The sequence below is a fragment of the Tenacibaculum sp. SG-28 genome (genome assembly GCF_002954385.1).
In the GTDB taxonomy this organism is placed as follows: domain Bacteria; phylum Bacteroidota; class Bacteroidia; order Flavobacteriales; family Flavobacteriaceae; genus Polaribacter.
The window spans coordinates 351,034-373,363 of record NZ_MQVY01000002.1; the positions used below are offsets into that span (position 1 = coordinate 351,034).

The following is a 22,330-nucleotide window of genomic DNA, read 5'->3' on the forward strand; positions in this document are numbered from 1 at the left end:
TAACGATCTTAAAAATTTCTGAGATAATTATCGCAAATAGCACAAAAAAGCTAAAAAAATGTTTAGTATTTTTGATTAAACTGTTTGTAATGAAAAATATTTGGATCTCCTTTCTACTTCTTTGTTGTGGTATACAAGCACAAACTAAGTTTGAAAAGGAAAATCGAATCAAAGAAAATCAAGTACCTCAAAAGGCAGTTCTATTCTTTAAAGATTTAGATCTTGCCTCAAAAGTTAAATGGTACCAAGAAAAAAGTCAGGACGGAATAAGCTTCGAAGCAAAAGTTATTCATAACCATCGTAAAAACAGTATTGAATTTACCAAAGCAGGAACTATTATAGATCTCGAAATTCAAGTGGATTTCAAAAAACTACCAAAACCAATTCAAAACACTATAAAAAATACGCTCCGTCAAAGATTTGAAAAATTTCGCATCGAAAAAGTACAAATGCAATATACTGGAGATGCCGAAACTTTAAAAAATATTGCATTTGAAAAAAAATCAAGCCATAAAAAAATTCCTACCTATGAAGTGATATGTAAGGGGAAACACAAAAAAGAATGGGAATATTACGAGCTTCTTATAGACAAAAACGGTACAATTTTAAAAGACTTGAAGTTTTCTTATTTCCCTCTAGATAACCTAGAATTCTAATGACAAAGAGAACATATTTATACCTCTTATTTAGTTTTTATTTTGCCGTTGGTGTAGGGCAAAACGAATGGGCCGGTGGGTGGTTGCCAAAATTTAATATTTCAAAAAAAATTGCGCCTACTTATAAATGGGTTGCTGGTATAGAGACAAGAGAGGAGATAACTACGGAACCTCTTATGGCTTCCCATCAATTGTTGGATATCTCCAATTATTTTTCGGTGCAAATCGGTGCAAACAGTCGTTTAAATATTGGTTATATTATTCGATTTAAAGGAGAAGATGTAATTCATCGCAGCACCCAACAATTTAACTGTACTTCTATATACGCAAATTACAAACTAGCCCATCGATTTGCTGTGGAACAATTCTTTCAAAAAAATAAAAATCCGCAATATCGAGGACGCTATCGATTAACTTTTGAAAAAGCTTTAAATGGTGACAAAATAGACGTTAAAGAATGGTATTTTAAAGGTGCTAACGAATATTTATACCAATTTAATGCAAGAGATTTTGAAATACGAATCGTGCCCAGTATGGGCTATTTATGGAATAAAAATAATAAAATAGAATTCGGACTAGACTACCGGCTTGCCAAAGTAGGTAAAGAAAACACATCCCAAAACATATGGTTTCGCACTACTTGGTATTTCACCATACAATAAACCATAATATCCCAATAAAAAGACTACCTAAAAGTTGTCTTTTATTGGAGTTCACCGAAGAAATTATTTCGATAGTTCTGTAAAGTATTGGTAGAAATACGGAATAGTTTCAATTCCTTTTAAATAATTCCAAACGCCAAAGTGTTCGTTGGGCGAATGAATTGCATCGGAATTAAGACCGAATCCCATTAAAATAGTTTTACTTTCTAACTCTTTCTCAAATAAAGAAACAATAGGAATACTTCCTCCACTGCGTTGCGGAATTGGACGCACACCAAAAGTTTCTTGATAGGCTTTACTCGCTGCCATATAGCCAATGTTATCGATTGGAGTTACATATCCTTGGCCACCGTGGTGCGGTGTTACTTTTACGGTAACTCCTGCGGGTGCGATACTTTCAAAATGCTTTTTAAACAAGGTTGTAATCTCCTGCCATTCTTGATTTGGCACCAATCGCATGGAAATTTTTGCGTATGCCTTGCTCGCAATTACAGTTTTAGCTCCCTCCCCGGTATACCCACCCCATATTCCGTTTACATCTAATGTAGGACGTATAGAGTTTCGTTCGTTGGTGGTATATCCTTTTTCACCGTATACCGCATCAATAGCCAACGCGTTTTTATATGCCTCTAGAGAAAAAGGGGCTTTTGCCATTTCTGCGCGCTCTTCCTTGCTTAACTCTTCTACTTTGTCATAAAATCCAGGGATAGTGATATGATTATTTTCATCGTGTAAAGAAGCAATCATCTTGGTTAAAATATTGATAGGATTTGCTACTGCTCCTCCGTATAACCCAGAATGTAAATCTCTATTAGGACCCGTAACCTCCACTTCTACATAACTCAATCCTCTTAAACCAGTAGTGATAGACGGAATGTCATTTGCAATCATGCCCGTATCCGAAATAAGAATTACATCATTGGCCAATTTCTCTTTATTTCTTGGTACAAACCATGCCAAACTCTCCGACCCAACTTCTTCTTCTCCCTCGATCATAAACTTAACATTACAAGGAAGGTTTCCCGTATTTGTCATGTACTCTAAAGCTTTCACATGCATGTACATTTGCCCCTTATCATCACAAGAACCTCTTGCAAAAATAGCACCTTCCGGATGAATTTCTGTTTTCTTAATTATTGGTTCAAAAGGTGGAGAATCCCATAAATCGATGGGATCGGCAGGCTGCACATCGTAATGCCCATACACCAATACCGTTGGTAAATTAGGGTCTATGATTTTTTCTCCGTATACAATTGGATAGCCTGGTGTTTCACAGATCTCTACCGTATCACAACCTGCTTTTAAAAGACTTTCTCGAATGCTGTCGGCTGTATTGATAACATCTTGGTTATAGGCAGGATCTGCACTAACCGAAGGCATTTTTAACAAATTAATAAGTTCCTCTAAAAATCGTTGCTTATTCTGTTGAATATATTCTTGAATGGTTTGCATTGTATAGTTATTATTTAGGCTAATTTACTCAATTTTTTAAACATAAGAGCATTGTTCCATACCACAGTTCAAAACGAAATAATAGAAAATTAAAATTCTAATTTTTATCCTACTCTAAAACAAAATTTAAAGCATCCAAGTATATTTTAAATGGTGAATACATAATATTTTCGTAAATTTGTAACTTATTAGTTTCTATTTAAAATTTTTAGAAGGGTTTTGAAATAGAGTAAACAAGAAGCTCTCCTCGGAGAGCTTTATTGTTTTAAATAAATGGCTGGATTAATTCTTAGCATTTAAAAGAAATAAATCTTTATTATAGCATTGTATTTTGAATTGTTTGTGTATATTTGCACGCACAATTTTAAAACACGCGGGTGTGGTGGAATTGGTAGACACGCTAGACTTAGGATCTAGTGCCGCAAGGCGTGGGGGTTCGACTCCCTTCACCCGTACAAAGGCTTAAAAAGCCAGCATTAACAAGGTCTTAGAGAATGTAAAATCTCTAAGATCTTTTTTTATGCACTTACGCCCTCAAAAAAAGTACATGTAAAAGTACATGTAAATAGCACTACACCGATGCCAGAAAAAAATTGTAAAACAAGCGGCAAAAGTGTAAAAAAGTCTAAAATCGCAGATTTTATGCCTAACTATTCAAAAGTAAAAATTTTAATACCGAAAAAAACTGTAAGTAGGAAGAAGGTAGCCGCGCTAGATATACATAATTAAATTTATTAAAAAATAACTCCCAGACTTAATCCTACACCATTTGACTTAATAATATCATCCGATGTACCAATTCCTTCATTAGTAAAGCTAACTGTTTTATGAGAATAAAAGATATCAAAGATAAGATGTAGGCGATTTCCAGCGTTAAATTTATAGCCAAAACCAAAGTTAAAAAGTACTCCTTTCCTTAATGTAGAATTATCTCCTCCAAGTTTTAACGTTGGCCCAATGTCAAGAAAAGAATAAAGAGAATTCTCTTCTTCAGAATGATATAAACGAGCATCTAAAAAAACAGGTAGAGTATTATAATTAGGAGTGTGATGTCCATCAAGGCCTACACCTATACCTAACGAAAAGTGGGGTGAAATAAAATAACCATTAATTGTTTGGATACTCCAAGCGTGAGCACCATTAGTATCTAAATCGGTAAATATGGTACCTTCACCTTTAATGAAGCGTTCTTGCCTCAAGCTACTCATTGAAATAAAGCTAACCTTTGTAATATTGAAGTATCCAATATTTTTACTGATATCAATTTGTTTGTTTTTTTGATTGTGGCTTTCTTGCCCCCATGAACTTATAGAAATAAAAACCAATAAGTATAAAATTTTTTTCATGTTAATTTTTATTAAATTATCTATTCAATTCATTTGCTTTGTTTTTGTCAAACTAAAACACAACGGTTTGTCTAATGTTAGTTGCGTGGTTAAGCAACTTAATTAGTAAACAAATACGAACCTGAAAAAATTCCCAAGGAATTTTCCAAATAAGCACTTACCAAAGCAATAAATTATACACGGTGTTGTGCAAGGTTTTTATAGTTCAATGAGTAACGTAATTCCGACTGAATTTAAGTTTTTCATTTTCTGTTCGTCATTTATTCCAACATTATTATTTGACTCAAATTTGCTTAAGTCAGATTGTCCGGTATAATTTATTCCAGCATAATAATTATTAAATATCTCATATAAAAAGCCAAGTCCAATTTGTGCTCCAAAATTCCAACTATCATAAACGTCTTTTTGAGTATTATTTAGAAAACGATATTCGTCTTTAATTATGTTCTGTCCGTAAAATCCTAAATTAGCAAATACCCTAAAATTTTCATACAATTTAGAACCCACAGTAAATAATAATGGGACTTTTAACAATGTTCTTTCGTGGTAAAAGTTTCCAACAGAATTGAATCCATTACCTGATAATTTGTTCATTCCAATTCCAGCTGCAATTCCGAACTTTTGATTTATGTTATAGTTCAAAAGAATTTCTCCGCTGTTGCTATTCAAATTATAATTCGGTTCGTTGTTGTTTTCCACAATTCCGTATCCGATTCCACCGTATCCAATTATATTGAATTTAGATTTTTTCACTTCGTCTTGAGCTTGAATTAGATTAAAAGTCACAAAGAAGATAAATAGTAAGATGCAATTCGATTTTTTCATTGATTTTTGTTTTTTGTTAAATGTTGCACAACGGTATCGGCTACGAGAAGTTGCGTGGTTTAGCACGTAACTTTGGAAGTAAACACTTGGCTGAAATTCTGAAAGAATTTCAGAGGTAAGCGAGAGGTAGCAATTACTTATAGCCATTTTTAGCTACAGGTTTTATTTCTAAATTTATTCTGCAAATCGTATAATTCCATCACTTTCAAACCAGAGTTGTTTATATTTTATTGGAATTATTTCCTCTCCTTTTTTGTTTATATATCCAACTTTACCATCAATTTCAACATATGCTAATTCGTTAACGAAAGGAAGTGCCTTATCATAAATTGCTGGTATTTTTATTCTTCCTTTTTTGTTTATAAATCCATATTTTCCACTCTCTTCAAATAAAGCTAAATCATTGGTAAAGAAAGGATATTTAGTTTTTTTCAAATCGAATTTGACTTTAATCTTATTCTTTGTGTTAATACATCCATAGTTTTCTCTTTTTTTACAAAAGCCAAACCATTTAAAAATGCAGTGGCATCATCATATTCAAATGGTATTTTAGTTTCGTTTTCTCTGTTAATAAAACCCCATTTCCCATCTTTTAATGCAGGTATTAAGTTATCATTTATGTTAAACCCAACTTTATCATAGATTAATGGAATAACTACCCTACCTGCCTTGTCAATAAATCCAAACTTTTTGTTATTTTCTACAGCATAAAGTTCACTGTCATTGATGAAATAAATATTTTCAAATTTAGGTTGAATAATAACTTTCTCATCAATAATTACAAGGCCATTTAGTTTTTTTCGGTCTATTATTTCACGAAAAACTATAATAGAATCCTTATCAAAATAATGGCTTTGTATGTCAAATTTTAGACTTCGATTAAAAATAACGTTACCATTTGAATCCAATATGTGCTTTTTTTATTTTCAGTTTGGCATTTAAAATGGTTGAAACCAAAGTTACTCACCATCGTATATTTGAATTCAGTTAAAGAATCACCCTTACGATTTATTAAACCGTATTTCCCATTCTTTTTTGCAATACCAGTATTACCATAATAAAAGAAAACATCTGTGTAATTTTCCAGATAAGTTTCTTTACCATCTTTATTTACATAACCGTATAAAGAGTCTTTAATTACATTAGCATAATCATCATAAAACTCTGAAGCCATATTAAATTTAGGCTCAATTATTATTTGTCCTTTATTATTTAAATACCCTATTTTCGGATATTCTTTTGGTTGGATTCTATAGTATAATATTCTTAATAAATTATCAGATAACGAATTGCTTTCTGTTTTTTGAGGAACTCTACTAAGAAAATTAATTATATCAATATCGGCTTTTATTTTTTCTTGAGAGAAAGTCCAATTTACTGAAATTAATAAAAGAATGATTGTGATTTTGTTTTTCATATGAGTTTTTTTTTCTTATGACTAATCATTGAATATGCATTATTGTATTTATTTATCTTATATTTTTTGTGTTATAACGGCAAATATATGTTAATAAAAAAAAATCCTTTAGACTATATGAATTAGTTATTATTTACTTTTAGTGGCACAAATTAAAGGATTATATTTTTCAAAAAATATCAGTACTAACCCTAGAATTTGACTAAGGGTTAACCCTTAGTTTGCTTGTTCGCATTGCATTTTAAAAGTTAATATTTTTACACCGAAAAAAACTGTAAACGGAAAGAAGGTAGCCACGCTAGATTAACAATGGTTTGTTTTTTTCTATTTTTGAAACCACTGTACCAAAATATACAAAAGTTTATTTTTACATATGGTATAAGTAAGTCATATACTTATCGAGAAAGGAAACAGGCAGCTACAAATCTTCAAAGCGCAATAAGAAGATATTTAGAAGATGGATACAATCCGTTTGAGATGATAAATTTCGATGAAAGTATAGAAAAAGATTACAATTCTGTTGATGCTCTTAACTTGGCATTTAATCACAAAAAAACTCATGGAAGGATAGAATACTGAATGTTACTAATTTTTACCTAAAAACGATTTATTATCTGGTTAATTGATAAAAAATCAATTACAAAAATTTCAAGAAAACATATATCAAATACCCAAACTTGATTTAGCTTTATCTCCTTCATTTATTTTATAATAGCATTGTAATTATAAAATCGATGGCAAGATTTTATGGTTCTTCTTCAGGTTTTCTATCTAATTGATAGTATTTGTTGCTTGCTAAGAATAGTAAATAAAGTATTCCTACTTATTTTAATATTGGCTTTGTTAAAATCTATTCCTAAAGATTTTGTAAGCTTCCGAAAACCTTCTCAGGGAAGAGGTTTGCGTCTTTTTTTATACTACCACAAAAATGCTTTAGATTCTAATTTGGCAAACCTAAAATTATTTAAATTAGTGGATATAATATATGATTGAGGTTTTTTTGATTTAATGTAGCCATTATTAGAGGTTCCTATAGTTATAGGACTATAGACAATCTTGATATGTTAATTTTAAGAGTGCCTGAACATTTGGTTGTCATTGAGCTTATCTAATAATAATAACTTGGCAATTGAGTCATGGGTAATAAATTTTTTAATAATCCAGTTAATGAATTCAATATCTTTTTTAAGTCTGTTTAATGCTAGGACTGTTGAAAGACTCTATTTTTGATTAGAGCCATTACTACATAAAAGATTCCCCTTCCTTAATTCTTTTAAAAAAATCGAATTGATTACCACATTTGAGCAGTATTAACTTAGAACACTGTCATAACATGTTTCATACGTTAATATGACATGTATTTATATAAAAAACCGGCTATATAGCCAGTTTTTAAAATACTTTGTGAATTTATCTTAATTAAAGAAGTATCCAATTGAAAATTGAAATACTGAATTTTTAACTTCAGCATCAGAATTAGAATCATCAGAAATATTAGACAAACCTAAATTGTAACGAGCTGAAAAATTTAATCCTGAATCTAATTTATATCCAAATCCAAAGTTTAATCCAAAATCAATAGTTGATAAATCTCCTAATAAGTCCTCAGCATCTACTGTTTCTCCAGCAGCTTTAACTTTAGAATCAACTAAAAATCCAATTTGTGGCCCAGCTTCTAAACTTAATGCTTCAGTTACATAGTATTTAGCCATAACTGGTAAGTTTATATATGAAAAGTTGTATTTAAGATTTTCTGTTTGGTCTCCAGCACCGTTATCGAAAGTAATATCTTCTTGAGCACCCTGTGCAGAAAATAATAATTCTGGTTGTACAGAAAATTTTTCGTTTATTGATATTTCAGCCATACCACCAATATGAAAACCAGCTTTCATATCAGCTTCAGCATCACCAGTTAACGTTGCTAAGTTTAAACCTGCTTTGGCTCCAAAGTTAATATTCCCCTGTGCATAAGAAAATGAAAATACACATATTGCAAATACGGATAGTAATGCTCTAGTCATAATTTGTTAGTTTTAAAATTAAATTTTGCCCAATATAAACATTATAATTAATATTCAAAATTTATTTCTATTCTCAATTCTTCCTTCATACCATATGGCCCAAGAAAAAATAGGGAATAAAATCTAAAATTATGGTGATCTTTACCATACAAAAGAAGGTACTATACTAATATCATTTGAAGAAGCTGAAGCCAATTCAATACGCATAACTCTTGACTGTTTTTTTGGCCTTGCTTAAGTCTTTATACTTAGCTTTTTTAGTAAATAAACTGTCTTACAACTAAGGTCTTCTGCAGCAACTTCTAGGTATGAATCTTGAATCATAGCATCCAGATCTTTTTTTAACAAGAGTTTTTTTAGTTGTTCAATCTCTTTTTGAAGTTCCTTAATTCTGGTTATTTCATCCTTAGTTTTCACGGTTATTCTTGTGTTCATAAGGTCTTTAAGGTTATACTTTTTAATCCATTCATTAATGGTAGTTGGAGTAATACCATATGCCTTACCTAATTGATACTTGTTTAATTTTCCGGTTGTAAGTTCGTCTAAAATTTTCAATTTAAAAGGTTCTGAATAACGTCTGATGACTTTGTCGTTTTTATACATAATGTTTAAAATTATGTAGCCTTTATTCAGGACGGGGCAAACTAAAACATAACGGTCTCGTATAACTGTCAGTTACGGGTTTTAAGTTACTGTTTTTGATTAAGCACTGACGGTCTTAATTCCAAGTGGATTCGGACTTAGTGAAATCGACCGTAATTTCGGTTATACATTTTAAATTAGCATTTTAATATATTGGTTAGTTAATCATAAAGAACCAAAGAGTGGAATAAGCTAAATAACGCTTAAACTCCAAATAAATAGTAAAAAAGTAATAGCCAGAACTATAAAAATTGTAAGGCGTTTAATAGTAAATTTTACAATTTGCATTGTGTCTTATAGTGTTGGTTTTAAATTTGTTGTAAAATTATTACTGTGTATCTCATAAAGAATACAATAGATTTTTCGGCCTAGAGTTTTAATTTTATGAAGAGGAATTATTGCAAAACTATAGTTTTACTAACTGGTTAATTCCTAAAATAATTGCTGAAAAAAAATTAAAATTTTAAGTGCACTAAAATTGATTAAGGATAGAAGACAAACCCTAAAGATCTATTTTAATTTAAATGAATGTAATTCTTCATTTAATTCGATATCGAATTTCCTCATTAATTGATTCGTTTTTTCGTTAATTTTTCTATTTAAAGCCAAACAATCATTTAATGATTTATCAATAACTGTTCTAGCTGCACCTTCCGTTAATGAATGAACTTTATTTTTTATTTCATAAATTTCACTTTTACTAGGGATGGCATTATTTTGAATTTTAAATAGTAATTCATCTGCCTTTACAGAAAAAGCTTGAAGTTCATTTTTAAATGTCATATCCTCATATAACGTAATACCAGCCTTGTTAATTTTCCTTAATAGATTAAATTTAATTGCTTCTTCTATAACACCATCACTTAATTTGAATAATAATTTTTTATCCAAAACTAATTGATCTACTATAGGAGGCATTCTTTTTAAATAAGTAGTTACCCTAGCTAATTTTTCCAATGTAATCGTCTCTTCTGGGCTATCCACAAAATTTTTTATCTCTTGAATACTTTCTGCTATTTTCTTTTTCGACTTATAACTCTCCTTTTCAAACTCCTCTAATCTTTTTTGAATAAAATTATAGGTGTTTTCAGACCTTAATAATTTGTTAGACTTTACCTGTTCTCTAAAAGATATATAAACTAATATTGCTGCCAATAAATTTATAAAAGGAGCTGTTATACCACCAATGGTATCTCCAATTTTAGCACTTTCATCGCTAAAATAAATATTTGTAAATGTTCCGGTACTAAAAACATACGGCATCCACATAATGATAAAAAATGCAACTGAAATAAAAATAATCCATCTATATTTGATCCATATATTTCTAAAGGACTTTGAAAATTTTAAAGGCATGAAAGTTTATGTATTAAGATTACTGTTCTATGACTTACAAAGTAAATAAGACTTAATCCAATCGTATTCCCTTGTTTTTTAAATCGAAATTGTTATTACTAACTTTTATTTTCTCCTTTTTTTGAATTTTAAATATCAATCTTATAACGCTAATTTAATTTTATAATTCTTCATTTTACTTTTTTACTGCATAAATAAAAGTAAGGCCTTTACAAAGTTGCTAGTCTATTTCTCTTTTTCAGCTTAAAAAGGACTGTAAAGAATTTATATGCAATACATTAATATCGAAGAAACCAAATATACTAATAAAATCGCACCAAATAATACGGTGAAGTAAAACCCGACCTCGAATAGAATGTCATGTGAAGAAAAAAGTAGCAACATATGCACCTATCCATGCACTAGATTTGGATTCTTTTTCCGTATCAATTGCAACAGGGTAAAAAATATTGGAAAGAAATAAATAAGATAGCGTAGAACAAATAAGTACAAAAGCCAGCATTCATAAGATCTTAGATAATGTAAAATCTCTAAGACTTTTTTATGAACTTACGCCAAAGGAAAAACCACCTGAAACAGCACCTATAACCCAGAGCAAACAAATAATAAAAAAAAGAGGTTTTTGACAAAAAAAAATCAATATCCCTATGGATGAAATCGCCTATGTTCTTTATTTTTTAAAATATCTAGAGAAGAACTACATCGATTAGACTGCATTTCAAGCACATAATAATTGCTACAATGCCACTCATCATAGACGTGACCTTCTTCTTTTTCTTGACCGTAGAAGTCACCGATATATAAAATTAAAATGGCCGTTAGTAGTATCCTTTTTAATATTCTTTTCATTTTGCTCAATTTTATACCTTAATACTACACAAATATATCATCCACATTAATAACTTACATCTAGTTTTATAAAACACCACGTATTATGTGCAGCAAATGATTGTACTTTTAAAAGTTACTTTTACCCTCATTTTTTTTAAAACTAACTAATAAACTTTTTTTAAAACGGAGGGTCTAAAAGGAAAACACCTTTAAACATGACACTACGTACATTAAATTGTTGGATCCTTTTTGTGGCAGTATGTAGTACTGCTTGTACTAACGAAGAAGCCATCTCGGTAATAGAAGAAACGCCTGTTGTTCAAAAAGAAGCGACGTATAACACCTCGAAAATTCAAGACATTACCTATGCCGAAGGACTAAGTCACAATGCATCAAGCACTACTCCTTTTTCCATACCCCTAAAACTAGATGTGTATTACCCCGATACCAACACTACAAGCAAACCGGTATTTATGTTTATTCATGGTGGTGGATTTAAGGGCGGCATAAAGCATAAACCAGAAATTGTGGAAATGGCGGAATACTATGCCTCGAGAGGATGGGTTTTTGTTTCCATAGACTACCGAACTACAGAGGAGTTGGGAAGTATACAAGGTAAAACCAAAGAGGAAGTGCTAGAATACTACCGTGGCATTGCACCCAAAGAATGGGTAACTAATGCTTTGGAGGGAGCAGAAAACCCAGAACAAGTACAACAGGCTATTGCCATGTATACCGCACAAAGAGATGCAAAAGCTGCCCTTCGCTGGATAGTAGCCAATAAAAACACCTACGGCGTAAATACCGACTACATTTCCGTAGGAGGGGCATCGGCAGGCGCAATTACCTGCATCGCTTTGGGAATTTCAAATCTAGAAGACTTTAAAGGTGAAATGGGCTGGGAAGAAGATCCTTCTTTAGCAACCACCAATGAAAACGAAACCTATGCGGTACGCAGTATGATTTATTTTTGGGGATCTACCATTAAATTAGATGTTTTTGAAAGTGTATACCAAAAAAACAGGTACGACAGTAATGACCCAGAATTATTTATGGCGCACGGAACGGCGCAAGACCTTGTAACCCCGTATTCAGAGGCATTAGAATTACAAGAAATATACAAATCTCTGGGAATTCACCACGAGTTGGCAACTATCGAAACACCTAATGGTACACCTGCCGGACATGGAGCTTGGAATGGCGTTTTTAATGGCAAAGGATTATTTGAACTAACATTTGATTTTATTAGCAAACGGCAAGCGTTACTAGTAGAATAATACACTAGTAAACAAAAAACTGTAACGATGCAAAAACCTTTTTACTAGGGCACAGCTATAAAAAAATAAAAAGTATTTTTTTTCGTATATTTAAGAAAGATCGCAAATACAGGATTTCATTGTTTAAAAAATCCTTGCTTTTTAAAATTTACTTATGAAAAATTTTGTTTTATTATTCACGCTATTTTATGGTTTTACCCTACTACAAATACAGGCCCAAGAAACTACTATTATAGAGACGGAAGGAAATTTAGAGTCGCCAAACCCTTGTAATTGCGTTCCGATATCCGAAATAAATCAGCAACACAATCCTGCAGATATATATATAGGTATGAGAAAATGTATCGAACAAAAAGACTACGCAAAAGCAGCAAGATTATTTGCTATTGCAGGCGTTTTTGGGCGATTTGACACGTTTCGAGTACAAGATAAAACAGCACACCAAGCACTTGCAGTATTGCAACAAAACACCATCAGTACCATATCGGAAGAAGATAGAAAAATAATGGTAGAGCAACTTAAAAAAGTTCTCGAAAAAAACTCTCGTGAATTGTATGCTGTATGCCAAGAAATTCAAAAAGTTGGTACCCCTACCTACCATCCAAAATATATGATTCAACACGGTATGCAAGCGTTTTTAAATCCGGAAGGAGATGGATTAGTTCCAAATTTTAATTCAAAAGAATCTTGGAAATTAGCATTAAATAGTTATTTAAATTGTGAATAACACCAATATTTTAGAGCACGCCTACTACTAATTACGCTGTAAAAAATTTAAAAAATACGACATTCTTTCGATTGCCGTACCTTATTTTTGGTAAGAGTAACATCGTTTGTAATGGATTCACTAACACAAATTGTATTAGGAGCAGCAACGGCAGAGGCTGTGGTAGGAAATAAAATAGGAAATAAAGCACTTTTACTAGGCGCAATTGTAGGGACCATTCCTGATTTAGATGTATTGGCCAGTCCTTTGTTAAGTGTTGCTGCAGCGTTAGAGTTTCATCGCAGTTTTAGTCATTCTATCCTATTCGCAATTTTTGGGGGAGGTATATTTGCCTATCTTTTCTGGAAAATTTTCAACTGGAAAACTATAGGCTATAAAGCGTTATATTGGGTTTTCTTTCTTTGTTTTCTAACACATATTCTCCTAGATACCTGTACCACGTGGGGAACACAGCTACTTTGGCCCTTTACTAGCTATGGGTATGCGCTTTACAGCGTTTTTGTAGTGGATCCTTTTTATACCATACCATTTCTGCTGTGTGTACTTAGTATACTTTTTATACAAAAGACAAATCCATGGCGAAGACGAATAAATTGGCTTGGCATAATCTGGAGTACTTCCTATTTAATCTTGGGCTTAGTATTGCAGCACCGAGCTGCCGATATTTTTACAAAAAATGCAGCCGAGCAAGGCATACAAACAGAGGATATAATTACGAAAACAACACCAGGTAACATTATTCTTTGGAGTTGTTCTATAAAAACTAAAACCGGATTTTACAACGGATTTTATTCTTTTTTCGATAAAGAAGACACCATTGCTTTCGAATTTGAACCAGCCAATACTCATTTGCTAGATCCTTTTCGTTACCATCGAGAAGTTCAAACTCTCATCAAGGTTTCAAAAGGATTTTACAGCGTTGAAAAAACAAATAGTGGTGTTCTAATGAATGATGTACGTTTTGGCAAATTTAATGGTTGGCAGGGAGAAGATAAAGGTACCTATGTTTTTAAATACAATATAGATACTTTAAAAGGTGGCTCCCTGCAAATAAAGGAAAACACCTACAGAGAAGCGCCAGATAAAGCATATACCAAAGCATTTTTTAGTCGTGTTCTAGGAAAAAAATAAGCTGTTATTTTTACAAATAGGTATAGGATTTCGAGCATCAAATAAGTATATACCATCATAAAAAATGTAGTATCACATTAAAATAGTATTTTATCTTCTTTGGATAAAAATTTCATTATTGGTAATTAAAACATATGAATGTTATTTAAAATTCAATAAATGATTTAATATAGTTGCATATTTTCAGTATCTTCAACCCCTTAAACTTTAACCCGTCTATCTTAATTTCGATTAGTTTAGATTTTCAATAACAACAAAATGAATACAATATCCAAACTACAGAAGAGCGCTATTGCATTATGCGTCTCTTTTATTTTTTTCTGTTGTATCCCATCTAGTTTTGGGCAAAACACCAAGAAAACAAATAATGTAAAAAAAGTTAATAACAGTGCCATTTTCAATGGTTTAAAATTTCGAAGTATTGGTCCTGCCTTAATGTCAGGAAGAATTGCAGATATTGTTATACACCCTAAAAACGAAAATATATGGTATGTAGCAGTGGCGTCTGGTGGTGTATGGAAAACAGAAAACTCAGGAACCACATGGAATTCTATTTTTGATGGTCAGGTTAGTTACTCGATAGGATGCATCACTCTAGATCCTCAAAACCCTGATATTGTATGGGTTGGTACTGGAGAAAATGTAGGAGGTCGTCATATAGGATATGGCGATGGTATATATAAAAGTGAAAATGGTGGAAAGTCATGGAAAAATATGGGACTTCAAAAGTCGGAACACCTGTCGAAAATTATCATACATCCAACAGACTCCAATATCATGTGGGTTGCCTCACAAGGACCATTATGGAGTAGTGGTGGAGAACGCGGTGTTTACAAATCTACAGACGGTGGAAAAACCTGGGAACGTAAAATAGGCGATGCAGAATGGGTTGGTGCTACCGACTTGTTAATAGACCCTAGAAACCCAGATCTTTTGTATGCTGCAACCTGGCAACGCCATAGAACTGTAGCGGGGTATCTTGGTGGAGGACCAGGATCGGGAATTCACAAATCTACAGACGGTGGAGAAACCTGGACAAAATTATCAAATGGATTACCAGGAGGAAATATGGGAAAAATTGGTTTGGCTATATCGCCACAAAAACCAGATGTTGTATATGCCGCAATTGAATTAGACAGAAGAAAAGGAGGCGTGTATAAAAGTGAAAATAAAGGAGGTTCTTGGAAGAAAATGAGTGATGCAGTATCTGGTGGAACAGGACCACACTACTACCAAGAATTATATGCTTCTCCGCATCGATTTGATCATTTATTTTTGGCCAACAACTACATGTTAGAATCTTTTGATGGCGGAAAAACATTTAGCAGAATGAACGAATCTGAAAAACACGTAGACAACCATGCCGTTGCTTTTAAAAACGAAGATCCTAATTATATTTTAGTGGGGTGTGACGGTGGTCTGTACGAGAGTTTTGACAATACCAAAAACTGGAAATTTATCGACAACTTACCAGTTACACAATTTTATAAAATTGCTGTAGACGACGCAGAGCCATTTTATTATGTGTACGGTGGGACACAAGATAACAACACACAGGCAGCCCCTTCGAGAACAGACAATATCCACGGCATACGAAATTCCGATTGGTTTATAGTTTTAGGTGGTGACGGACACCAACCAGCAACAGAACCAGGCAATCCTAATGTGGTATATGCGCAATGGCAACAAGGAAACCTAAATCGTCACGATCGAGCTTCGGGAGAAAATGTAAGCATTAAACCTCAACCCGAATTGGGGGAAAAAACAGAGCGTTATAATTGGGATGCCCCTATATTAGTAAGTCCACACAATCCTAAAAGAATTTACCACGCTTCACAACGGGTATGGAAATCGGAAGACAGAGGGGACTCTTGGCAAGTAATCTCTAAAGATTTAACAAAGAATATAGAGCGTATTCAAACACCATTTTATGGAAAAAAACAAAAATGGGACAATGCCTGGGATATTTATGCGATGTCTAATTACAGTACGATTACCTCTTTATCGGAATCGCCTAAACAAGAGGGCTTGTTGTATGCAGGAACCGATGACGGCATCATTCAAGTTACAGAGGATGGCGGAGCAAACTGGAGGAAAATCAATTTTTCTAAAATTAAAGGATTACCAGAGACAGCATTTGTAAACGATATCAAGGCAGATTTATACGATGCAAATGTGGTGTATGCGGTATTTGATAACCATAAATACGGAGACTACCAACCGTATTTATTTAAAAGTACCAACAAAGGAAAAACTTGGGAAAATATGGCTAACAATCTTCCCGACCGAACGCTATTATGGCGCATTGTACAAGACCATGTAAATAGTAATTTACTATTTTTAGGTACAGAATATGGCGTATATTTTAGCACAAACAAAGGAAAAACCTGGACAAAATTAAAAGGCGGACTTCCTAATATAGCAGTGCGAGATTTGGCAATTCAAAAAAGAGAAAATGATTTAATTGCCGGAACCTTTGGTAGAGGTATTTACATTCTTGATGACTATTCGGCACTCCGAAATATAGACAGCAACAAAGAAGCGCAACTATTTGCCCCTAGAGATGGAAAATGGTATAAGCAACGTCGCGTATTAGGTGGTGGTAAAAAAGCTTCCCAAGGAGATAATTTTTATGTAGCAGAAAACCCATCTTATGGTGTAGAATTCACGTATTACATAAAAGATGAATACCAATCAAAAGTAGCAAAACGTTTGGCGCAAGAAAAAGAAATTGAGAAAAACAATGGCGTAGTAGCGACGCCTGAATGGTCTGTATTAGAAGCAGAACAAAAAGAAATAAAGCCAGAATTATGGTTGTTTATCTATGATACCAGTGGCAATATTCTCCGAAGAATTCAAGCAAAAAATGCGCAAGGAATACACCGAACCAGTTGGGATCTTTCTACCGAACCAACCTATACTATTTCTGCCAATACGATAAACAATAGAGGTAGAGGTTATATGGTAGCCCCAGGAACCTATGCAGCTTCCCTTTTAAAGCAAATAGATGGAAAATATACCGCTATCACAGACAAAGTTACCTTTAGTGTTGTTCCTTTTGGAAAAAGTATCGAAAACGGCAGCGCGCCAGAGGTAGTTGTAGCACACTGGAAAACCATAGGGGATTTGTCTTCTAAAGTTAGAGATCTTCAAATGGATGTAAGTACTACAAATAATAAAATCAAAATGATGCTTAAAGCCTACGATAGAGCTCCAAGAAGTAACGAAAATCTTCATGCAGAACTCTTAAAATTACGAGGAGAAATGCAAACCATAGACCAACAGTTCAATGGAAGCAAAGCTCGTGGTGAAGTTGGGGAGAAAAATGAATATCCATCTATCAGAGACTACATGTGGGCAGCAAGTGCAAATAGTACCTATGGCCCTACTGCAGCTCACTTGAAGTATTTAGAAAATGCTAAAAGTCTCTTTAGAGAAACATCTTCCAAACTAAAACAAGTGAAAAATGGTCTAACGCCTTTAGAAAAACAACTAGAGCTAACCGGAGCTCCAAAGATTATACAAGAAAATATAGCAACTCCGACACTAGACTAAGCAGCTTCAAAAAAGGTATCTCGCCTTTAGGGTAGCTAACAACTCCTCTCTTTTTCTTTAATTCTTAGAAAAAAGAGAGGAGTTGTTGTTTTAAAATTTTTGTCGCAAAAATCTAATGTTAACTCTTGTAAAAATTACCACAACTAAATTTTAAGTAATTTTGTGTTTTATTTTTGTAGCCTTTTGATAGGCCATTTGAGGCAATGCCAAAAAAACAGAATCTTTAGAAAAACAATCTATGCAAAAACAAAAAGGAATTCCACTCGTAATACTAAACGGATTTCTAGGATCTGGGAAAACCACCTTATTTAGAAGTCTTTTAGCGCAATCTAAAAGGAAAGGTCTACACGTTTGTGCCATTGTAAACGACATGAGTGAATTAGACGTTGATGGGGAATTAATCGGAAACACCGATGCTGTGGAGGAAGATAACAGTATCCTAGAATCCATTTCTTCTTGTGTGCTTAGCAGTGCGAAAGGGCTCGAAAAACTAGATCTTGCTATCGATAAATTGTGCAAAAATCAAAAACCTGAATTGTTAATTATTGAAACATCAGGAAGTTGTCATCCAATGCCACTTATTGCATATTTCAAAGAACATACAAAAGTTACACTAACGGGAGTATTTGCCCTTGTAGACAGTTTAATGTTATCGCATGATTTTAATTACGGGGAAACTTTAATACCTCGTATGCAACAAAATATAAGCGCAGGAAAACGCGATACGGTAAATTTACTGGTAGAACAAATTATGTTTTGTAGTCATATCTTTCTCACAAAATCCGATCGTATTGCAAAGGATAAATTGCCACATATTGCTTCTTTTATTCAAGATATAAATCCATACGCATCGACACATTCAGTAGTTTTTGGAAAGCTTAATATAAATTCACTTTTTGAACTAGAGGAATACAACTACGACAACGTTACCCAACTAATAAAAGAATTACAACCTATTCTAGCTGCAGAGGCAACCGAAGAGCAACCTTATGATCTTGTGTATCGAGTTATCAAAGACGATCGTCCATTTCATCCGAAACGCCTTTGGGATATATGTCATCAGTACCTAGATCATAGAATTTACAGAAGTAAAGGGTTTTTCTGGTTAGCGAGTAGGAATAAACATTCTATGCTTTGGAACCAAGCAGCTGGCGGAATAAACCTAGAAATCATTGGATCTTGGCGTTCGGGAATTGTAGAAAGTGAAAATCATGGACTTTCTGAGATGGAAATAGTAGAGCTACAAGAAATGCTTAAAAAAGAAAAAGGCAGATTTGGTGACCGTCACTGCGACCTAACCGTTATTGGAGATGTATCGCAGATAGATCGATTTACCAAAGCACTAGAATCGTGCTTTCTTACCGAGGAAGAAATAACGCTTTGGTACGAAGGCTACAATTTCGAAGACCCATGGCCTACAAATATTGTTAGAATGACGAATTAAAAGATAGAAATTTATACTTCTCCTTTATTTTTTTAACACACTAGCCCAACCGTTACTACTAAAGTCTAAAACTATCAGAATATTAGAACTTTACCCTCACCCACCCTAAAATCATCGTAATTAGAAATGTAACAATACAACAATAATGCTATTCTTTTTTTCATTTACTTGGTAACAAATGCAGTAGTGAATCGTCTCCATAAAATAATGTAACCTAGTAGCTACTTTTTATAATTTTATGTGTCATTTATTCTAGATACATTAATATATACATAAAATTATAAGACAGAGCAAGGACAATTTAACTGGGTTGCTTCTGTAAGAGTAGCTAGAGATTAACTTTTACAGGAAATTTTAATAATCACTCAAATATCCATAAAAAATGACAAAAAAATTATTTATTACCAGTATGCTATTGTTCTTTGTAAACGTTCTTATTGGGCAAGAATTAGACAAGGAAACACTTCGAAACATTTATGAAGGGAATACAGCCGGTTTAGCAGCGTTAACCCAAAAGGAAGCAATTAATAAGTGTTATTCTGTAAAGGGTAATTCGTATTCTATTTTAGCGATAAGTATAAAAATGAAACAAATGAAATCGCTTCAGTATTTCACAGAAAAAGGTGCGGATATTAATAAGGTATGTATGGAAAAAACTCCGATAATGTATGCGGTAAAATACGGGCAACTAGAAATGGTGAAGTACCTAACAGAACAAGGTGCAACTTTAAACACGCAAACCTCTAGAGGAAGAACAGCTTTAGACTATGCAAAAAAGTATGAGCAAAGTGAAATTGAAGCGTATCTTAAAGAAAAATGGCAATAAACCTATGTAGGAACTCTTCATATGCGTTAAGGGATGCACAATTTTAAAATTTGGTAGTGGTCTCATTAAAAAGATACAGAAAACTGGTCGATTAAAACGACATTCAAAAATAAGTGCATATTTGAAAAAAAGTACACAAGGATTTTTCATTTAAAATGTATAATTTTATACAAAAGTTAAACCCTAATCAAAATGAGAACAAAAATTTTAGGAATTTTAGGAATCGCTCTGTTACTTTCCTGTAAAAAAAATAACGAAACTACGCCAAAAGAAATACAACAGTATACTATTGCGCAATTTATGAACAATGAAGCTGTTGGGGGGGGAAGTTTTTCACCAGACAATAGTAATCTTCTTGTATCGAGTAATCGCTCTGGAATTTATAATGTATATACTGTTCCTGTAAAAGGTGGGGAAATGCTTCCGATTACCAAGTCGGATTCTACATCCATATCAGCCGTATCGTATTTTCCTAATGACAATAGAATGCTGTTGAGCGCCGATGGAAATGGAGATGAAATAGATCATTTGTTTGTAAGAGAACTTGATGGAACCATCAAAGACATTACACCAGATAAAGGTGCCAAAGCAAGCTTTTATGGGTGGTCTGAAGATGATAAGTATTTGTATTTCGGATCGAACAAAAGAAATCCTAAGTATTTTGACACTTATAAAATGGCGGTAGACGACTATAGCTATGAAATGATATATCAAGACGATACCGGTATGAGTTTTTCTGGTATGTCTGACGACGAAAATTACTTTACTTTAAGTAAATCTATAAATACTAACGATGACGACTTGTACCTATTCAATGTAACTACCAAAGAGACGACAAAAATAAATGATAGGCAAAGCGGAAATTCTTCACAAGCCTTTTCAAAAGACAATAGTACATTGTATTATACAACAGACGACGGCTCGGAGTTTTCTTATTTAATGTCATATAACCTAAAGACCAAAGAAAAGAAAAAAATACTTGAAAAATCGTGGGATATTTCCGGTGCAGGATTTACACCAACCGGATCGCATATGGTTGTATATGTAAACGAAGATGGTAAAAATGCTATCGAGGTTTTAGATGCAAAAACATTACAACCAATGCCCCTTCCTGATTTTGGAGATAAAAGTATTACTAGTGTGCGATTTAATGAAGACGAATCATGGATGCGCATGTATGTTGGTGGTTCTGATGCTCCATCTGATTTGTATACCTACGAGTTAGGAACTAAAGAAAAACACAAACTTACCAATGTACTCAATAAAGAGATCAATCCAAACGATTTGGTAAAAGCAGAAGTGATTCGTTTTAAATCGTTTGACGGTACTGTTATTCCTGCGATATACTACGTTCCTAAGCAAGCTTCAAAAAGTAATAAAGTTCCTGCAATGGTATGGGTTCACGGTGGGCCAGGAGGACAAACGCGTCAGGGGTTTAGCTCTTTAATGCAATACATGGTAAACCAAGGATATGCTATTTTAGCAGTAAATAATCGCGGAAGTAGTGGTTATGGGAAAACGTTTTACCAAATGGACGATTTAAACCACGGAGAAAAAGATTTACAAGATTGTGTAGAAGGGAAAAACTGGTTGGCAAAACAAGATGTAATCGACGGTGAAAAAATAGGAATAATTGGAGGTTCTTACGGTGGTTATATGACCATGGCAGCGTTAACCTATACTCCGGAAGAATTTAAAGTTGGAGTTAACCTTTTTGGAGTTACCAATTGGTTGCGAACCTTAAAAAGTATCCCTCCATATTGGGAGTCTTTTAGAAAAGCACTTTATCTAGAGCTTGGCGATCCATTTACGGCAGATTCTGTTCGATTAAAACAAATTTCTCCCTTATTTCATACCGATAAAGTAACCAAACCATTACTAGTATTACAAGGAGCACAAGATCCAAGAGTTTTACAAATTGAGTCTGATGAAATTGTAGCTGGAGTAAAAAAGAACGGTGTTCCGGTAGAATATGTTTTATTTGAAGATGAAGGGCACGGCTTTGTGAAGAAAGAAAACCAAATAAAAGCCTACAGTGAAATTGTTTCATTTTTAGATAGGTATTTACAACAGGAAAACATAGCAAGTGCTGCCTCCGCAGAATAACTAAAACGACATATTTTACTAAGCACTATTTTTAGTATTCTTAGAAACAAATAAGT

Annotated in this window: 19 protein-coding genes and 1 tRNA gene; 10 read left to right on the forward strand and 10 right to left on the reverse strand. The window is 33.2% G+C overall.

Translation table 11 applies throughout. From position 1 onward, the window contains the following. Positions 1-89: 89 nt before the first annotated feature. Positions 90-656: a hypothetical protein gene (locus tag BSU00_RS06545; protein WP_105003661.1), complete on the forward strand. Its 567-nt coding sequence runs from the start codon at positions 90-92 to the stop codon at positions 654-656. Then, positions 656-1,318, forward strand: a complete 663-nt coding sequence (locus BSU00_RS06550) for a DUF2490 domain-containing protein (RefSeq protein ID WP_105003662.1) — start codon at positions 656-658, stop codon at positions 1,316-1,318. Before BSU00_RS06545 ends, BSU00_RS06550 begins: the two co-directional genes overlap by 1 nt. A 63-nt stretch (positions 1,319-1,381) precedes the next feature. Here the strand turns inward: BSU00_RS06550 and BSU00_RS06555 are convergent, their stop codons facing one another. Then, the gene (locus BSU00_RS06555; RefSeq protein WP_105003663.1) at positions 1,382-2,770 is read right to left on the reverse strand and encodes a dipeptidase; all 1,389 of its coding nucleotides are present in this window, start codon (positions 2,768-2,770) and stop codon (positions 1,382-1,384) included. Between the two features lie 373 nt (positions 2,771-3,143). Between BSU00_RS06555 and BSU00_RS06560 the strand changes: the two genes are divergently transcribed. Next, a tRNA-Leu gene (locus BSU00_RS06560) sits at positions 3,144-3,225 on the forward strand. Between the two features lie 279 nt (positions 3,226-3,504). On the opposite strand, the gene BSU00_RS06565 is transcribed toward BSU00_RS06560, so the two are convergent. From BSU00_RS06565 to BSU00_RS06615, 9 genes are all read right to left on the reverse strand, one after another. Further along, positions 3,505-4,116 carry a hypothetical protein gene (locus BSU00_RS06565; RefSeq protein ID WP_105003664.1) on the reverse strand — a complete coding sequence of 204 codons (612 nt, stop codon included), beginning with the start codon at positions 4,114-4,116 and terminating at the stop codon, positions 3,505-3,507. A 198-nt stretch (positions 4,117-4,314) separates the two neighbouring features. Beyond that, positions 4,315-5,088 carry an outer membrane beta-barrel protein gene (locus BSU00_RS06570; RefSeq protein ID WP_233188619.1) on the reverse strand — a complete coding sequence of 258 codons (774 nt, stop codon included), beginning with the start codon at positions 5,086-5,088 and terminating at the stop codon, positions 4,315-4,317. A gap of 27 nt (positions 5,089-5,115) precedes the next feature. Continuing rightward, positions 5,116-5,376 (reverse strand): WG repeat-containing protein, encoded by a 261-nt coding sequence (locus BSU00_RS06575; RefSeq protein ID WP_105003665.1) that lies wholly within the window; start codon positions 5,374-5,376, stop codon positions 5,116-5,118. Next, entirely contained in the window at positions 5,373-5,849 is a 477-nt protein-coding gene (locus tag BSU00_RS06580) for a WG repeat-containing protein (RefSeq protein WP_146104812.1), read from the reverse strand. Before BSU00_RS06580 ends, BSU00_RS06575 begins: the two co-directional genes overlap by 4 nt. Next, positions 5,810-6,358 carry a WG repeat-containing protein gene (locus BSU00_RS06585; RefSeq protein WP_105003667.1) on the reverse strand — a complete coding sequence of 183 codons (549 nt, stop codon included), beginning with the start codon at positions 6,356-6,358 and terminating at the stop codon, positions 5,810-5,812. The genes BSU00_RS06580 and BSU00_RS06585 overlap by 40 nt, the downstream gene beginning before the upstream one ends. Positions 6,359-7,773: 1,415 nt before the next feature. Further along, on the reverse strand, positions 7,774-8,379 hold the full coding sequence (locus tag BSU00_RS06600) for a porin family protein (protein WP_105003670.1): 606 nt from the start codon (positions 8,377-8,379) through the stop codon (positions 7,774-7,776). 234 nt (positions 8,380-8,613) lie between these two features. Next, the gene (locus tag BSU00_RS06605) at positions 8,614-8,982 is read right to left on the reverse strand and encodes a transposase (protein ID WP_105003671.1); all 369 of its coding nucleotides are present in this window, start codon (positions 8,980-8,982) and stop codon (positions 8,614-8,616) included. Positions 8,983-9,531: 549 nt separating this feature from the next. After that, the gene (locus BSU00_RS06610; protein ID WP_146104813.1) at positions 9,532-10,377 is read right to left on the reverse strand and encodes a hypothetical protein; all 846 of its coding nucleotides are present in this window, start codon (positions 10,375-10,377) and stop codon (positions 9,532-9,534) included. Between the two features lie 645 nt (positions 10,378-11,022). Beyond that, positions 11,023-11,235 (reverse strand): hypothetical protein, encoded by a 213-nt coding sequence (locus BSU00_RS06615; RefSeq protein ID WP_146104814.1) that lies wholly within the window; start codon positions 11,233-11,235, stop codon positions 11,023-11,025. A 188-nt stretch (positions 11,236-11,423) separates the two neighbouring features. Between BSU00_RS06615 and BSU00_RS06620 the strand changes: the two genes are divergently transcribed. From BSU00_RS06620 to BSU00_RS06650, 7 genes are all read left to right on the forward strand, one after another. Then, a complete protein-coding gene (locus BSU00_RS06620; RefSeq protein WP_146104815.1) occupies positions 11,424-12,485 on the forward strand; it encodes an alpha/beta hydrolase in 1,062 nt (353 codons plus the stop codon). Positions 12,486-12,639: 154 nt separating this feature from the next. Beyond that, complete coding sequence (locus tag BSU00_RS06625) at positions 12,640-13,212, forward strand: hypothetical protein (RefSeq protein WP_105003674.1); 573 nt, start codon at positions 12,640-12,642, stop codon at positions 13,210-13,212. A gap of 111 nt (positions 13,213-13,323) precedes the next feature. Beyond that, positions 13,324-14,343 carry a metal-dependent hydrolase gene (locus BSU00_RS06630; RefSeq protein ID WP_105003675.1) on the forward strand — a complete coding sequence of 340 codons (1,020 nt, stop codon included), beginning with the start codon at positions 13,324-13,326 and terminating at the stop codon, positions 14,341-14,343. Positions 14,344-14,601: 258 nt separating this feature from the next. Beyond that, positions 14,602-17,898 carry a glycosyl hydrolase gene (locus BSU00_RS06635; protein WP_105003676.1) on the forward strand — a complete coding sequence of 1,099 codons (3,297 nt, stop codon included), beginning with the start codon at positions 14,602-14,604 and terminating at the stop codon, positions 17,896-17,898. 238 nt (positions 17,899-18,136) lie between these two features. Next, complete coding sequence (locus BSU00_RS06640; protein ID WP_105003677.1) at positions 18,137-19,342, forward strand: GTP-binding protein; 1,206 nt, start codon at positions 18,137-18,139, stop codon at positions 19,340-19,342. 382 nt (positions 19,343-19,724) lie between these two features. Then, the gene (locus BSU00_RS06645) at positions 19,725-20,168 is read left to right on the forward strand and encodes an ankyrin repeat domain-containing protein (RefSeq protein ID WP_105003678.1); all 444 of its coding nucleotides are present in this window, start codon (positions 19,725-19,727) and stop codon (positions 20,166-20,168) included. A 192-nt stretch (positions 20,169-20,360) separates the two neighbouring features. Then, positions 20,361-22,274: a prolyl oligopeptidase family serine peptidase gene (locus BSU00_RS06650; RefSeq protein WP_105003679.1), complete on the forward strand. Its 1,914-nt coding sequence runs from the start codon at positions 20,361-20,363 to the stop codon at positions 22,272-22,274. Positions 22,275-22,330 lie beyond the last annotated feature (56 nt).

Bases quoted from the DNA above. Each gene is read 5' to 3' on its own strand.
- BSU00_RS06545 (WP_105003661.1), top strand. From the start codon at position 90: ATGAAAAATATTTGGATCTCCTTTCTACTTCTTTGTTGTGGTATACAA.
- BSU00_RS06550 (WP_105003662.1), top strand. From the start codon at position 656: ATGACAAAGAGAACATATTTATACCTCTTATTTAGTTTTTATTTTGCC.
- BSU00_RS06555 (WP_105003663.1), bottom strand. From the start codon at position 2,770: ATGCAAACCATTCAAGAATATATTCAACAGAATAAGCAACGATTTTTA.
- BSU00_RS06565 (WP_105003664.1), bottom strand. From the start codon at position 4,116: ATGAAAAAAATTTTATACTTATTGGTTTTTATTTCTATAAGTTCATGG.
- BSU00_RS06570 (WP_233188619.1), bottom strand. From the start codon at position 5,088: ATGGCTATAAGTAATTGCTACCTCTCGCTTACCTCTGAAATTCTTTCA.
- BSU00_RS06585 (WP_105003667.1), bottom strand. From the start codon at position 6,358: ATGAAAAACAAAATCACAATCATTCTTTTATTAATTTCAGTAAATTGG.
- BSU00_RS06600 (WP_105003670.1), bottom strand. From the start codon at position 8,379: ATGACTAGAGCATTACTATCCGTATTTGCAATATGTGTATTTTCATTT.
- BSU00_RS06605 (WP_105003671.1), bottom strand. From the start codon at position 8,982: ATGTATAAAAACGACAAAGTCATCAGACGTTATTCAGAACCTTTTAAA.
- BSU00_RS06610 (WP_146104813.1), bottom strand. From the start codon at position 10,377: ATGCCTTTAAAATTTTCAAAGTCCTTTAGAAATATATGGATCAAATAT.
- BSU00_RS06620 (WP_146104815.1), top strand. From the start codon at position 11,424: ATGACACTACGTACATTAAATTGTTGGATCCTTTTTGTGGCAGTATGT.
- BSU00_RS06625 (WP_105003674.1), top strand. From the start codon at position 12,640: ATGAAAAATTTTGTTTTATTATTCACGCTATTTTATGGTTTTACCCTA.
- BSU00_RS06630 (WP_105003675.1), top strand. From the start codon at position 13,324: ATGGATTCACTAACACAAATTGTATTAGGAGCAGCAACGGCAGAGGCT.
- BSU00_RS06635 (WP_105003676.1), top strand. From the start codon at position 14,602: ATGAATACAATATCCAAACTACAGAAGAGCGCTATTGCATTATGCGTC.
- BSU00_RS06640 (WP_105003677.1), top strand. From the start codon at position 18,137: ATGCAAAAACAAAAAGGAATTCCACTCGTAATACTAAACGGATTTCTA.
- BSU00_RS06645 (WP_105003678.1), top strand. From the start codon at position 19,725: ATGACAAAAAAATTATTTATTACCAGTATGCTATTGTTCTTTGTAAAC.
- BSU00_RS06650 (WP_105003679.1), top strand. From the start codon at position 20,361: ATGAGAACAAAAATTTTAGGAATTTTAGGAATCGCTCTGTTACTTTCC.